We start from the raw sequence: 13,363 nt of genomic DNA on the forward strand, positions 1-13,363 counted from the left end.
ACCCTCGATTGCTTTCATTTTGCCGCACGCGTATTTTGTTTTTAGCGAGACGCTGTACCCTAAAAATAAAATAAGGACAATTTATGCGGTTGATTGACTATTTTCCTGAAGCTTCTATTTCAATAAAAGCGGTGGCAAAGAACTGGCAGGAAGCTATTGATTTTTCCATGGCATCGTTGCTGGCAAATCATTATGTGAATGCCAATTATATCCAGGCTATAAAAGATTCGACGATCAACAATGGTCCTTATTATATTCTGGCTCCCGGTGTGGCGATGCCTCATGCTCGTCCGGAATGCGGCGCGCTAAAAACAGGCATGTCATTAACGCTACTTAAACAGGAAGTACAATTTGCCGACGATGACGAACCCGTAAAATTACTTATTGGGTTATCAGCGGCAAATGCCGATTCACATATCGGCGCTATCCAGGCTTTAAGCGAACTATTATGTGAAGAGGAAAACCTCGCAGCATTATTTGCTGCTAAATCAGAAAAACAGCTGGCGGATATTATCGCCCGCGCATAATCATTTTCTCCTCGACAGGATATTATCATGGAACACAAGTCTGCTCGTGCAAAGGTCCAGGCTTTTGGGGGATTTTTGACTGCAATGGTCATCCCTAATATCGGTGCTTTTATTGCCTGGGGTTTTATTACTGCATTATTTATTCCGACAGGGTGGATGCCCAATGAGCATTTCGCCAAAATAGTCGGTCCGATGATTACCTATTTATTACCCGTTATGATTGGCTCCACCGGTGGACATCTGGTGGGTGGGAAGCGCGGGGCGGTGATGGGGGGGATCGGTACCATCGGCGTGATTATTGGCGCAGATATCCCGATGTTCCTCGGTTCCATGATTATGGGGCCACTGGGTGGTCTGGTGATTAAATACATTGACCGACTGCTGGACCAGCGTATTCCCGCAGGCTTTGAGATGGTGATTAATAACTTCTCATTAGGCATTGCCGGAATGATGTTGTGCCTGCTGGGGTTTGAAGTCATTGGCCCGGCGGTCCTCATTGCCAATAACTTTGTGAAAGAGTGTATTGAATCACTGGTACATGCAGGTTATCTACCGCTACTTTCATTAATTAATGAACCTGCGAAAATCCTCTTTCTGAATAATGCCATCGATCAGGGGGTCTATTATCCGCTGGGAATGCAGCAAGCCTCGGAGACAGGAAAATCCATCTTTTTCATGGTGGCCTCAAACCCTGGCCCCGGTTTAGGTTTACTGCTGGCGTTTACCTTCTTTGGTAAAGGGATGGCGAAGAAATCTGCACCCGGCGCCATGATTATCCATTTTCTGGGCGGCATTCACGAACTCTACTTCCCGTACGTGCTGATGAAGCCACTGACCCTGGTGGGCATGATTGCCGGGGGAATGAGCGGAACATGGGTGTTTAACCTGTTAGGCGGTGGCCTGGTTGCGGGTCCGAGCCCAGGGTCGATTTTCGCTTACCTGGCATTGACGCCAAAAGGCTCTTTCCTTGCCACGATTGCGGGCGTCACGGCGGGAACCGTAGTGACTTTTATCATCACCTCATTGATCCTGAAAATGGAAAGAAATGGTCTGGCCGAGAGTGAAGAGACGTTCAGTGATTCCGCCAAAGCTGTCAAAGCCATGAAGCAGGAAGGCAGTTTTTCATATCGCCATGTCAAACGTATCGCCTTTGTGTGTGATGCGGGAATGGGGTCCAGTGCGATGGGGGCAACGACGTTTCGTAAGCGCCTGGAAAAAGCCGGGTTGTCTATCGATGTCAAACATTACGCCATCGAAAATGTCCCTGACGATGCCGATATTATCGTGACGCACGCCAGTCTTGAGGGCCGCGTTAAACGAGTCAGTCATAAGCCTCTGGTGTTGATTAAAAATTATATTGGCGACCCGCTGCTTGACGATTTATTTAATCACTTAACGTCGAATTAGCATTTCTGGTTCCTGGAGTTAATATGAAAACGAAAGTGGCTGCAATATATGGCAAACAGGATGTGCGTATCCGTGAGTTTGAATTACCTGAAATTACGGATAATGAACTGTTAGTCAGTGTGATTTCCGACAGCGTATGCTTATCCACCTGGAAGGCTGCGACATTAGCCAGTGAACATAAACGTGTTCCTGATGATCTGGAAAATCATCCGGTGATTACCGGTCACGAATGTGCCGGGATCATTGTTGAAGTAGGTAAAAACCTAACCGGGAAATATAAAAAAGGGCAACGTTTTGTTTTACAACCCGCAATGGGATTGCCCAGCGGTTATTCCGCAGGATACAGCTACGAATATTTCGGTGGTAATGCCACGTATATGATTATCCCTGAAATTGCGATAAATCTGGGTTGCGTATTGCCATACCACGGTTCTTATTTTGCGGCTGCCTCGCTGGCGGAACCGATGTGTTGCATCATCGGTGCCTATAAGGCGAATTATCATACGACGCCTTATGTGTATAAGCACCGAATGGGGATTAAGCCCGGCGGCAATATTGCGCTTTTAGCCTGCGCCGGGCCAATGGGGATCGGTGCGATTGATTATGCTATTAACGGCGGGATCCAACCGGCACGCGTGGTGGTGGTGGATATTGATGAAACGCGTCTGGAGCAGGCTAAAAAACTCCTGCCGGTCGAACTGGCCGCACGCAAGGGAATCGCACTCACCTATGTGAATTCGTCCGGTATGGCCGACCCCGCGACGCAACTGCGCGAATTAACGGGCGGCGCCGGGTTCGATGACGTTTTTGTCTATGCCGCCGTGCCAGCCGTCGTGGAGATGGCTGACGATCTTCTGGCAGAAGATGGCTGTCTGAACTTCTTTGCCGGTCCGACGGATAGCCGTTTCAAGGTGCCGTTTAATTTCTACAACGTGCATTACAATAGCACTCACGTAGTCGGAACCTCTGGCGGTTCCACTGAGGACATGAAAGAGGCGATTGCACTGAGTGCGACGGGCCAGCTTCAGCCATCGTTTATGGTGACCCATATTGGTGGTCTCGATGCAGTGCCCGATACCGTTCTGAATTTGCCGGATATTCCAGGCGGCAAGAAGCTTATCTATAACGGTGTGACGATGCCGCTGACGGCAATTGCTGATTTCGCTGAGAAAGGCAAAACCGATCCGTTATTCAGAGAACTGGCGTGTCTTGTGGAGGAGACACACGGAATCTGGAATGAGAAAGCAGAAAAGTATCTGCTGGCGCAGTTTGGCGTGGATATCGGGGAGGCGGCGGCATGAAGTCGTTGGCATGGCCGCTGTTTCGCATCACGGAGCAGGCAGCGCTGGCTGCCTGGCCGCAAACCGGCTGCGGCGATAAGAACAAAATAGATGGACTGGCAGTGAGTGCGATGCGCACGGCCTTGAATGACATCGCTATTCGCGGGCGCATCGTCATTGGTGAGGGCGAGATTGATCACGCGCCGATGCTGTGGATTGGCGAAGAGGTTGGCAGCGGCAGCGGGCCAGAGGTTGATATCGCGGTCGATCCTATTGAAGGCACCCGGATGGTTGCGATGGGGCAGAGCAATGCGCTGGCGGTGATGGCGTTTGCGCCGCGGGGAAGCTTGTTACATGCCCCTGATATGTACATGAAAAAGCTGGTTGTTAACCGGCAGGCGAAAGGGGTGATTAACCTGGCGCGGCCCCTGGCGGATAATCTGCGTCAGGTGGCGAAAGCGCTGGGCAAACCGCTGGATCGACTGCGCATGGCCACGCTGGATAAACCGCGGCTTCAGCCAGCGATTGCCGAAGCCACGCAGTTGGGGGTGAAAGTCTTTGCCCTGTCTGATGGTGATGTGGCCGCCAGTGTTCTGGCCTGTTTGCAGGATAACCCTTATGACCTGATGTATACCATTGGCGGTGCACCAGAAGGCGTGATTTCCGCCTGTGCGGTGAAAGCGTTGGGGGGGATATGCAGGCCGAGCTAATCGATTTTTGTGAAGCGAAAGGCGACACCGAAGAGCATCGTCTTATCGCCGCCCAGGAGCGCCAGCGCTGCGCGGAAATGGGCGTCGAGGTCAATCGGATCTATACGCTCGATGAACTGGTAGCGGGACATGACGTCCTCTTCAGCGCGACCGGAGTGACCGGCGGCGATCTTGTGAATGGGATCCAACAGGTTGCAAAGGGGGTGCGTACGCAAACTTTACTGATCGGCGGCGCGGATCGAACGTGTAATATAATAGACTCTCTGCATTCATGGTGATTGATCGGGAAACAAATGACGACGCTGACAGAAGACGATGTGCTGGAGCAACTGGATGCTCAAAATAACTTACTTTCGTTTATGACGACGGCACATTCCATTTTGCTACAGGGCATTAAGCGCTTTCTGCCGTCGCTATTTGTCGATAACGATGAAGAGATTGTGGAATATGCAGTGAAGCCGTTACTTGCCCAGAGTGGGCCGCTTGATGATATTGACGTTGCGCTGCGCCTGATTTATGCGCTGGGAAAAATGGATAAATGGCTTTATGCCGATATTACGCATTTTTCGCAGTTTTATCAGTACGTCAGCGAACGGGATGAGATCCCGGGATTTGCCGACGACATCACCTGGGATTTTATCAGCAACGTCAACAGTATTACCCGAAATACGACCTTATATAGCGCGCTGGAGTCGATGAAATTTGCCGACTTTGCGGCGTGGTCTGAGGTGCGCTTTTCCGGAATGGTCAAGACGGCAATGACGCTGGCGGTAACGTCAATTTTAAAGGAATTAACACCGTGAAAATCGGACTGATGGTCAACGGGTTGCGGGTTGAAGCCCATTATCATGATGATGAGATAGAGAACGTTCATAAGCCGTTATTACAGCACCTGGCGAACGTCCATTCCGCGAACGCCAGACGACGCACCGTTGTGTTTCTGAGTGCGCCGCCCGGGACCGGAAAATCCACACTGACCACGTTCTGGGAGTGGCTTTCTCGTCAGGAGCCCTCTTTGCCGGCGATCCAGACGCTCCCGATGGATGGTTTCCATCATTACAATGACTGGCTGGACACGCACCATCTGCGTGCGTACAAAGGGGCACCAGAGACGTTTGACGTTGAAAAACTGGCGCAGAATCTGCGACAGATTAGAGAAGGCGAAGGGACCTGGCCGCAATATGATCGGCAAAAGCACGATCCGGTCGAAGACGCGATTGTGGTGAGCGCGCCAATTGTCATTGTGGAAGGGAACTGGCTGCTGCGGGATGACGAGAGATGGCGGGCGCTGGCGGCGTTCTGCGATTTTTCCCTGTTTATTCGCGCGCCAGCGGAGGCCCTGCGTGCGCGACTGGTGGGGCGCAAGCTGGCTGGAGGATTATCGCCAGCCGATGCCGAGGCGTTTTACGAACGCACAGACGGACCGAATGTTGAGCGAGTGCTGCGCGAAAGTCGTCCTGCGAGTCTACTACTGGAGATGAACGCCACTGGGGAATACCGTCTCGCCTGATGATAAATTATTCCAGCTAAGGTGTGATGATTATTACGGTTTACTGGAATAATTACCCCCGTTTACAGCGGGTAAAATGTGATGCAGGTCATATAGCTGGCTTAATCGTCTGGACAATCGTTCCTTTTATTCCCCGTTTCGCTTATTCTAGCTGAAGCGTTTCAGTCGATTAAATGTTCGACAAATAATCAATCAGTCGCAGTTTGCGACAGGTAAGGTTCCCCTGAACGATGCGCTGGATTACTCTGTCAGCCACATCTGAATCGGGATAGCCTTGCAGGAGATCTATGACCGTACGCGTAGCGATTAATGGCTTCGGTCGCATCGGACGTAATGTGGTTCGTGCTTTATATGAATCCGGACGTCGGGCGGAAATCACCGTGGTGGCAATCAATGAACTGGCGGATGCTTCAGGCATGGCGCATTTGTTGAAATATGACACCAGCCATGGACGTTTTGCATGGGACGTTCGCCAGGAGCGCGAGCAGCTCATAGTTGGCGACGACGCGATTCGCATTCTGCATGAGTCTTCGCTTGAGGCGCTTCCGTGGCGCGAGCTCGGCGTTGATATCGTGCTGGACTGTACGGGCGTCTACGGGAACCGCGAACACGGCGAGGCGCATATCGCCGCTGGCGCGAAGAAAGTGCTCTTTTCACATCCTGGCAGCAACGATCTCGACGCCACAGTGGTATTTGGCGTCAATCAGGATCAACTGCGCGCGGACCACCGCATCGTCTCCAATGCTTCGTGTACCACGAATTGTATTATTCCCATTATCAAATTATTGGATGATGCCTATGGCATAGAGTCCGGTACGGTGACGACCATTCACTCCGCGATGCACGACCAGCAGGTGATTGATGCGTACCATTCTGACCTGCGTCGGACGCGCGCGGCGAGTCAGTCGATCATTCCGGTCGATACCAAACTGGCGGCAGGTATCACCCGAATTTTCCCGCAGTTTAACGATCGTTTTGAAGCGATTGCGGTGCGGGTACCGACGATAAACGTCACGGCAATCGACTTAAGCGTTACGGTGATGAAGCCCGTAAAAGCCAATGAAGTCAACCAGTTGCTGCAAAAAGCGGCACAAGGTGCATTTCATGATATAGTTGACTATACGGAATTACCGTTGGTCTCCGTCGATTTTAATCACGACCCGCATAGCGCCATTGTTGATGGTACACAAACGCGGGTCAGTGGCGCGCACCTTATTAAGACACTGGTCTGGTGTGACAATGAATGGGGCTTTGCTAACAGAATGCTCGACACCACGTTAGCGATGGCTGCAAAAGGTTTCAGGTAGGGCGCAAGGGCGTCTGCAAAACTTTATCAAGAATCAACGAGAGGATTCACCATGTCTGTAATCAAGATGACCGATTTGGATCTTGCTGGTAAACGTGTTTTTATCCGTGCGGATCTGAACGTACCAGTTAAAGAAGGGAAAGTGACCAGCGATGCGCGTATCCGTGCTTCTCTGCCGACCATCGAACTGGCCCTGAAACAAGGCGCTAAAGTGATGGTGACTTCCCACCTGGGTCGTCCTACCGAAGGCGAGTACAACGAAGAATTCTCTCTGCTGCCGGTTGTTAATTACCTGAAAGACAAACTGTCTAACCCGGTTCGCCTGGTAAAAGATTACCTCGACGGCGTTGAAGTCGCTGCCGGTGAGCTGGTGGTGCTGGAAAACGTTCGCTTCAACAAAGGCGAGAAGAAAGACGACGAAGCGCTGTCCAAAAAATACGCTGCGCTGTGTGATGTGTTCGTGATGGACGCATTTGGTACGGCTCACCGTGCACAGGCTTCCACTCACGGTATCGGCAAATTTGCTGACGTCGCATGTGCCGGTCCGCTGCTGGCTGCAGAACTGGATGCGCTGGGTAAAGCGCTGAAAGAGCCGGCTCGTCCTATGGTCGCTATCGTGGGCGGTTCTAAAGTTTCCACCAAACTGACCGTTCTGGATTCCCTGTCCAAAATCGCTGATCAGCTGATCGTTGGCGGCGGCATCGCGAACACCTTCGTTGCCGCTCAGGGCCACAATGTGGGCAAATCCCTGTACGAAGCCGATCTGGTTGACGAAGCCAAACGTCTGCTGACCACGTGCGATATCCCGGTTCCGACTGACGTTCGCGTCGCGACCGAGTTCTCTGAAAGCGCTGCCGCCACGCTGAAATCCGTCAACGACGTGAAAGAAGACGAGCAGATCCTGGATATCGGCGACGCTTCTGCACAGCAGCTGGCTGAAATCCTGAAGAATGCAAAAACCATTCTGTGGAACGGCCCGGTTGGCGTGTTTGAATTCCCGAACTTCCGTAAAGGAACTGAAATCGTAGCTAACGCAATTGCTGACAGCGACGCGTTCTCTATTGCAGGCGGCGGTGACACGCTGGCGGCTATCGACCTGTTCGGTATTGCTGACAAAATCTCCTACATCTCCACTGGCGGCGGCGCATTCCTCGAATTCGTGGAAGGTAAAGTTCTGCCTGCAGTAGCGATGCTCGAAGAGCGCGCTAAGAAGTAAGACACTCATGGGCAGGGAAACCTGCCCAATTTTCAGCGCGCTTAAGTGGCACGCACCCCTTTCCAAGGCCGAAGATACAGGACTCGTAACATGTCTAAAATTTTTGATTTCGTAAAACCTGGCGTTATCACCGGTGATGACGTACAGAAAGTTTTCCAGGTAGCAAAAGAAAACAACTTCGCTCTGCCAGCAGTTAACTGCGTCGGTACCGACTCTATCAACGCCGTTCTGGAAACCGCTGCAAAAGTTAAAGCGCCGGTTATCGTACAGTTCTCCAACGGTGGCGCTGCGTTCATCGCGGGTAAAGGCGTTAAAACTGACGTTCCTCAGGGTGCGGCAATCCTGGGCGCGATCTCTGGTGCGCACCACGTACATCAGATGGCTGAGCACTACGGTGTTCCGGTTATCCTGCACACTGACCACTGCGCGAAGAAACTGCTGCCGTGGATCGACGGTCTGCTGGACGCAGGTGAAAAACACTTCGCGGCGACCGGTAAACCGCTGTTCTCTTCTCACATGATCGACCTGTCTGAAGAGTCACTGGAAGAGAATATCGAAATCTGCTCCAAATACCTGGCGCGCATGTCCAAAATGGGCATGACCCTGGAAATCGAACTGGGTTGCACCGGTGGTGAAGAAGATGGTGTGGACAACAGCCACATGGACGCTTCTGCCCTGTACACCCAGCCGGAAGACGTGGATTACGCGTACACCGAGCTGAGCAAAATCAGCCCGCGTTTCACTATCGCGGCTTCTTTCGGTAACGTACACGGCGTTTACAAGCCGGGTAACGTGGTTCTGACCCCGACCATCCTGCGCGACTCTCAGGACTATGTTTCTAAGAAACACAACCTGCCGCACAACAGCCTGAACTTCGTCTTCCACGGTGGTTCCGGTTCTACCGCTCAGGAAATCAAAGACTCCGTAAGCTACGGTGTAGTCAAAATGAACATCGATACCGATACCCAATGGGCGACCTGGGAAGGTGTTCTGAACTACTACAAAGCGAATGAAGCGTATCTGCAGGGTCAGCTGGGCAACCCGAAAGGCGAAGATCAGCCGAACAAGAAATACTACGATCCGCGCGTATGGCTGCGTGCTGGCCAGACTTCCATGATCACGCGTCTGGAACAGGCTTTCAAAGAACTGAACGCAATTGACGTTCTGTAATGTAGCCTGCTGATTGTAAAAATGGCTTCCTTCGGGAAGCCTTTTTTTTGCGTGGTTGCCGGAGAATCTCGCCATCCGACATGACAAACGGCAGGGGGTTACTGCGTCACGCAGGTACCTTTCTCGCCTGTGAGTATCTGCGGTGCATCTTTCAGCGCGCCAATAAACGCCGAACGCCCGGTTTGCTTAACAAACTGGATCACCGCCGCCGCTTTTGGTCCCATTGCGCCATCCGGTGCCGCAAACGGCGCCAACTCTTCGGTTGTGACATGTCGTAACGCGCGCGCCTGTGGAGTACCCCAGTGTTCATAGACGGCATCGGCATCGGTCAGGATCAGCAGATGATCGGCGTTGATGGTATTCGCCAACACCGCAGCTGTCAGATCTTTGTCGATCACCGCTTCAGTTCCCACGTATCCGTTACCCTGAGCCACCACCGGAACGCCGCCACCGCCACAGCAAATCACCGTATGCCCTGCTTCCATCAGCATCTGGATGGCCTCGCCGTCGAGGATGTTTTGCGGTATCGGTGAGGGAACGACCCGTCGAATGTATTGTCCATCCGCCTTCATCGTCCAGCCATAGCGTTGTTCCAGTTCAGCTTGTTGATCCGGTTGATAGACGGGCCCTATGTACTTACCCGGAGCGGCAAACGCCTCATCCTGCGGGTCTACTTCTACCCGTGTCATCAGCGTGGTCACGGGGCAACCCCCCGTATTTTGCGTCAGCGCCTGGGCGATGGCGGCGCCAATCATTCCCTGGCTTTCAGCCACCAGTATATCCAGCGGCCAGGCGGGTGATTCCGTGTAGGCCGCGTTCTGCAACGCCAGCAACCCGACCTGAGGCCCGTTTCCGTGAACAATCACCAGTTGATAATCGCGAGCCAGCGTCGCTACTCGTTGCGCAAAAACCTGAATGCTGCGTTGTTGGTTTTCCGCACTCAATATCTCTCCGCGCTGTAATAATGCATTCCCACCCAGTGCAATGACCAGTTTCTTTTTCATTATGACCTCAATGTGCAAAATATCTCATGGTCAAAATAACGTTCCGGTTTTTTTATAATGTGACTTATTCGACAGCTTATTGACTGATAAAAATAACGCGTTAATTAGGATTATTTTTAATTACTTTGTTTAAAATATTTAAAAAATGATTGTTAGACTTTTTTTAATAATGTTGCGGTCAGTTCCCAGGAATTTATAACAATGGATTTTGTGTGACTTTGCTCAAACGAAATGATGTCGCGGCCCGATATGGTGAGCAGAGTTAAAACATCAAGCCTCATCAATCGTCAGATAATATGAGGTGTTCAACGGTAAATATTACCGGGAGATTGCTTATGTCTGAATCATGTGAAGTGACTGAGGTCACGAAGAAAAAAGGAATACCGGCCTGGTGGGTGACCATTTTCCTGTTCTGGCTGGGGTGGATTTTCATGTACGCCGACCGGACGGTATTGAACCCGGTGATGGGTGAACTGGAAAAAGAGTTTGGCCTAAGTGGAACGCAATTAGGCATTCTTAATTCTGTGTTTTATTTTTCTTATGCGTTATTACAGGTCCCGGCCGGAATACTGGGTGATAAAATCGGTAAGAAAAAAGTGCTGGTGCCTGGGTTTATTCTCTTTGGCGTTTTCACGGCCGTTACCGGTTGGGCAAAAAGTTGGTACACGCTGCTGTTTGCCCGCGTAGTCACGGGCGCGGGAGAAGGGACCTATTACGGTCCACAGTACGGCCTTTCTTCCGAGCAAATCCCTAAAAAATATCGCTCGCTCGGCAGCGCAATCATCAATAGCGGCATGGCCTTCGGTATTGCGCTGGGACTGATGACCTCAAGCTGGCTGGTGTACGATCAGGGCCATTCATGGCGGATGCCGTTCTACGCGATGGCGGTTCCTTCAGTACTGGTGGGGATTGCGATCTGGCTGTTTGTGAAAGAAAAGAAACGCACTGTAGATACCGACGGACAGCCGGTAAAAAAAGGCAAATTCAGCGATCTTCTGAAAAACCGCAACCTCGTTCTGACCTATATCATGGTGTTCTGTAGCCTGTTTGGTTTCTTCGTTATTCTGACCTGGCTTCCCTATTATCTGCAAAATGAACGTGGTATTGCCGGTAGCGAAACTGGATTTATCTCTTCGCTGGTCGCCTGGATTTCAATCCCCGGCGCGCTGTTATTCTCCAGCCTGTCTGACAAATTAGGTAAGCGCAAACCGTTAATTATGTTCCTCGTCCCGGTGGCGATCATCAGCATGCTGTCCATTGTCTGGATGCCAAACATGACTGGCGTGATTGTCGCCCTGTGTATTTACGGTCTCGTCGGCAAACTGGCACTGGATCCCGTGCTGGTTGCGCTGGTTGCCGATAGCGTTGATGAAAATAATTACAGCACCGCGTTTGGCTTATTTAATTTTATCGGCATGAGCTCTTCTATTCTTGCTCCCATTATTGCTGGCGCGGCGCGCGATATTACGGGCAGCCTGGCATCCAGTTTTTATGTGTCAGCCATTCTGTTAGCGATTGGATTGGTTGCGATGCTGTTTTTGAAAGAAAAACGTACATAAGAGGTAGCGGTAATGATTTACGCCTTTATTAAAAAGGGAAGCTTTCAGGACTCCGTCAGCCTGATGATCATTTCCCGGAAATTAAGTGAGCGACCGGAAGTTGACCAGGTTTCCGTCATGATGGGAACGCCAGCGAATAAAGCGATGCTGGATTCTACGGGCTTCTGGCATGACGATTTTGTCGAGGCCACACCGAACGATATTTGTGTGGCGGTACGAACGCATGACGAGCAACCGGAGATCCTCGAATTAATCCGCGAACAGCTGGAAAAAGAGTTAAGCGCAATTGCCAGCGCCTCGGGCGGTTCACAGCAACTGCTGAAAGCGCGTCGCTGGGAGAGCGCGTGCCAGAAATTACCGCAGGCTAATCTGCTGCTGGTTTCGGTTGCCGGGGAGTATGCGGCCTCCGTAGCGAAAGAGGGGCTGTTGGCCGGTAAAAACGTGATGATGTTTTCCGATAACGTACCGCTTGAGCAGGAAGTTGAGCTGAAAACGTTGGCTCGCGAAAAAGGGCTGATTGTGATGGGGCCGGACTGCGGGACAGCGATGATTGCCGGTAGCCCACTGGCATTCGCGAACGTGTTGCCCGACGGTGGAATTGGTGTAATCGGGGCGTCCGGAACGGGCATTCAGGAGGTCACCTCTCAGATTGCGCTGCACCAACAGGGGATCAGCCATGCCATCGGTTTGGGGGGACGCGATCTGAGTGCGGAAGTGGGAGGCATCAGTGCGTTAACGGCGCTGGAGATGCTGGCTGCTGATGATGCCACGCGGGTGATCGCGTTTGTCTCTAAACCGCCGTCGCCGCAGGTCAGAACCCGCATTATCAATGCGATGCAAAAGGTCGGTAAACCGGTGGTCGCGCTCTTTCTCGGGAATAAACCGGAACAACGCTGTGAGGGGAATGTCTGGCTGGCGAATTCGCTCTCAGATGCCGCCCAACTGGCCGTGTTGCTGATGCGAGTGGCTCAGCAGCGCCTGATTCAACCCGAGGTGGCCGGCAAAGGCATTTATGGGCTGTATGCCGGCGGGACGCTCGCGGCTGAAGCGGCGATGTTGCTTTCGGCCGGGCTGGGTGTGCCAGTGAGTGAAAGCCACGCTGCTGGCGTCATGCTCGACGCGCAGGGCCATCGCATTGTCGATCTGGGAGATGACAGCTACACGTTGGGCAGACCACACCCGATGATTGACCCGACAACTCGCAGCATTGAAATCGAAAAGCTGGCAGCGATGCCGGACGTGGGCGTGCTGCTGCTGGATGTGGTGCTGGGCTATGGCGCCTGTGCTGATCCGGCGGGCGCCGTTGTTGAGGCTGTCGAGCAGGTTCGCGCAACGCGAAACGCGCCGCTGGTCACCATCGCCACCCTCACCGGAACCGATGCCGACCCACAGGGACGCAGTGGACAAACCGACATTCTGCGTGATGCAGGCATCGCCGTGGTGGAAACCCTGGAAGAGGCCGTGTTGCTCGCCATCAGCCTGACACATCATCAGGACTCTCGCCCATCCGTTGAACCTAGCCCCTTGCTGGATGGCGTACAGGTGATCAATGCCGGACTGCGCAGCTTCGCGCTGGATCTGCAAAGCAGCGGCACGCCGGTTGTGCATTATCAGTGGGCGCCGATTGCCGGTGGCAATGCGCGTCTCGCCAGTTTACTCAAGCAGTTACATTAA

11 protein-coding genes and 1 pseudogene are annotated in these 13,363 nt (G+C 52.3%); 11 read left to right on the plus strand and 1 reads right to left on the minus strand.

The genetic code is table 11. The features are described from left to right. The first annotated feature begins 83 nt into the window (after positions 1–83). From cmtB to fbaA, 9 genes and pseudogenes are all read left to right on the plus strand, one after another. The gene (cmtB, locus tag HVZ37_RS03825; protein WP_042998047.1) at positions 84–527 is read left to right on the plus strand and encodes a PTS mannitol transporter subunit IIA; all 444 of its coding nucleotides are present in this window, start codon (positions 84–86) and stop codon (positions 525–527) included. A 27-nt stretch (positions 528–554) separates the two neighbouring features. Further along, positions 555–1,934 (plus strand): PTS mannitol transporter subunit IICB, encoded by a 1,380-nt coding sequence (locus tag HVZ37_RS03830; RefSeq protein WP_042998046.1) that lies wholly within the window; start codon positions 555–557, stop codon positions 1,932–1,934. Positions 1,935–1,957: 23 nt separating this feature from the next. Then, the gene (locus HVZ37_RS03835) at positions 1,958–3,235 is read left to right on the plus strand and encodes a zinc-binding dehydrogenase (protein ID WP_181628120.1); all 1,278 of its coding nucleotides are present in this window, start codon (positions 1,958–1,960) and stop codon (positions 3,233–3,235) included. Then, positions 3,232–4,202 (plus strand): annotated as a pseudogene (gene glpX, locus HVZ37_RS03840) (class II fructose-bisphosphatase). Before HVZ37_RS03835 ends, glpX begins: the two are co-directional and overlap by 4 nt. Positions 4,203–4,217: 15 nt before the next feature. Next, complete coding sequence (locus tag HVZ37_RS03845; protein ID WP_042998043.1) at positions 4,218–4,727, plus strand: MltR family transcriptional regulator; 510 nt, start codon at positions 4,218–4,220, stop codon at positions 4,725–4,727. Continuing rightward, entirely contained in the window at positions 4,724–5,434 is a 711-nt protein-coding gene (locus HVZ37_RS03850; protein WP_054176420.1) for a nucleoside/nucleotide kinase family protein, read from the plus strand. The genes HVZ37_RS03845 and HVZ37_RS03850 overlap by 4 nt, the downstream gene beginning before the upstream one ends. Positions 5,435–5,721: 287 nt before the next feature. Then, positions 5,722–6,741 (plus strand): erythrose-4-phosphate dehydrogenase, encoded by a 1,020-nt coding sequence (epd, locus tag HVZ37_RS03855; RefSeq protein WP_042998041.1) that lies wholly within the window; start codon positions 5,722–5,724, stop codon positions 6,739–6,741. Between the two features lie 51 nt (positions 6,742–6,792). After that, positions 6,793–7,956, plus strand: a complete 1,164-nt coding sequence (pgk, locus tag HVZ37_RS03860) for a phosphoglycerate kinase (RefSeq protein ID WP_042324055.1) — start codon at positions 6,793–6,795, stop codon at positions 7,954–7,956. A gap of 90 nt (positions 7,957–8,046) precedes the next feature. Beyond that, positions 8,047–9,126, plus strand: a complete 1,080-nt coding sequence (fbaA, locus tag HVZ37_RS03865) for a class II fructose-bisphosphate aldolase (protein ID WP_042998040.1) — start codon at positions 8,047–8,049, stop codon at positions 9,124–9,126. A gap of 98 nt (positions 9,127–9,224) precedes the next feature. Here fbaA and HVZ37_RS03870 read toward each other — a convergent pair whose 3' ends face one another. After that, positions 9,225–10,130, minus strand: coding sequence for a carbamate kinase (locus HVZ37_RS03870; RefSeq protein WP_042998039.1), 906 nt, complete (start codon positions 10,128–10,130; stop codon positions 9,225–9,227). A 335-nt stretch (positions 10,131–10,465) separates the two neighbouring features. Between HVZ37_RS03870 and HVZ37_RS03875 the strand changes: the two genes are divergently transcribed. Next, complete coding sequence (locus HVZ37_RS03875; RefSeq protein WP_042998038.1) at positions 10,466–11,689, plus strand: MFS transporter; 1,224 nt, start codon at positions 10,466–10,468, stop codon at positions 11,687–11,689. Between the two features lie 12 nt (positions 11,690–11,701). After that, complete coding sequence (locus HVZ37_RS03880) at positions 11,702–13,363, plus strand: acyl-CoA synthetase FdrA (protein ID WP_181628121.1); 1,662 nt, start codon at positions 11,702–11,704, stop codon at positions 13,361–13,363.

The organism is Citrobacter sp. RHB35-C17 (assembly GCF_013816795.1).
Taxonomy (GTDB): Bacteria; Pseudomonadota; Gammaproteobacteria; order Enterobacterales; family Enterobacteriaceae; genus Citrobacter_A; species Citrobacter_A amalonaticus.

Excerpts from the sequence above, each read along its gene's own strand:
- HVZ37_RS03835 (WP_181628120.1), top strand. The coding sequence starts at position 1,958 with ATGAAAACGAAAGTGGCTGCAATATATGGCAAACAGGATGTGCGTATC.
- fbaA (WP_042998040.1), top strand. The coding sequence starts at position 8,047 with ATGTCTAAAATTTTTGATTTCGTAAAACCTGGCGTTATCACCGGTGAT.
- HVZ37_RS03830 (WP_042998046.1), top strand. The coding sequence starts at position 555 with ATGGAACACAAGTCTGCTCGTGCAAAGGTCCAGGCTTTTGGGGGATTT.
- pgk (WP_042324055.1), top strand. The coding sequence starts at position 6,793 with ATGTCTGTAATCAAGATGACCGATTTGGATCTTGCTGGTAAACGTGTT.
- HVZ37_RS03870 (WP_042998039.1), bottom strand. The coding sequence starts at position 10,130 with ATGAAAAAGAAACTGGTCATTGCACTGGGTGGGAATGCATTATTACAG.
- HVZ37_RS03880 (WP_181628121.1), top strand. The coding sequence starts at position 11,702 with ATGATTTACGCCTTTATTAAAAAGGGAAGCTTTCAGGACTCCGTCAGC.
- epd (WP_042998041.1), top strand. The coding sequence starts at position 5,722 with ATGACCGTACGCGTAGCGATTAATGGCTTCGGTCGCATCGGACGTAAT.
- HVZ37_RS03875 (WP_042998038.1), top strand. The coding sequence starts at position 10,466 with ATGTCTGAATCATGTGAAGTGACTGAGGTCACGAAGAAAAAAGGAATA.
- HVZ37_RS03845 (WP_042998043.1), top strand. The coding sequence starts at position 4,218 with ATGACGACGCTGACAGAAGACGATGTGCTGGAGCAACTGGATGCTCAA.
- cmtB (WP_042998047.1), top strand. The coding sequence starts at position 84 with ATGCGGTTGATTGACTATTTTCCTGAAGCTTCTATTTCAATAAAAGCG.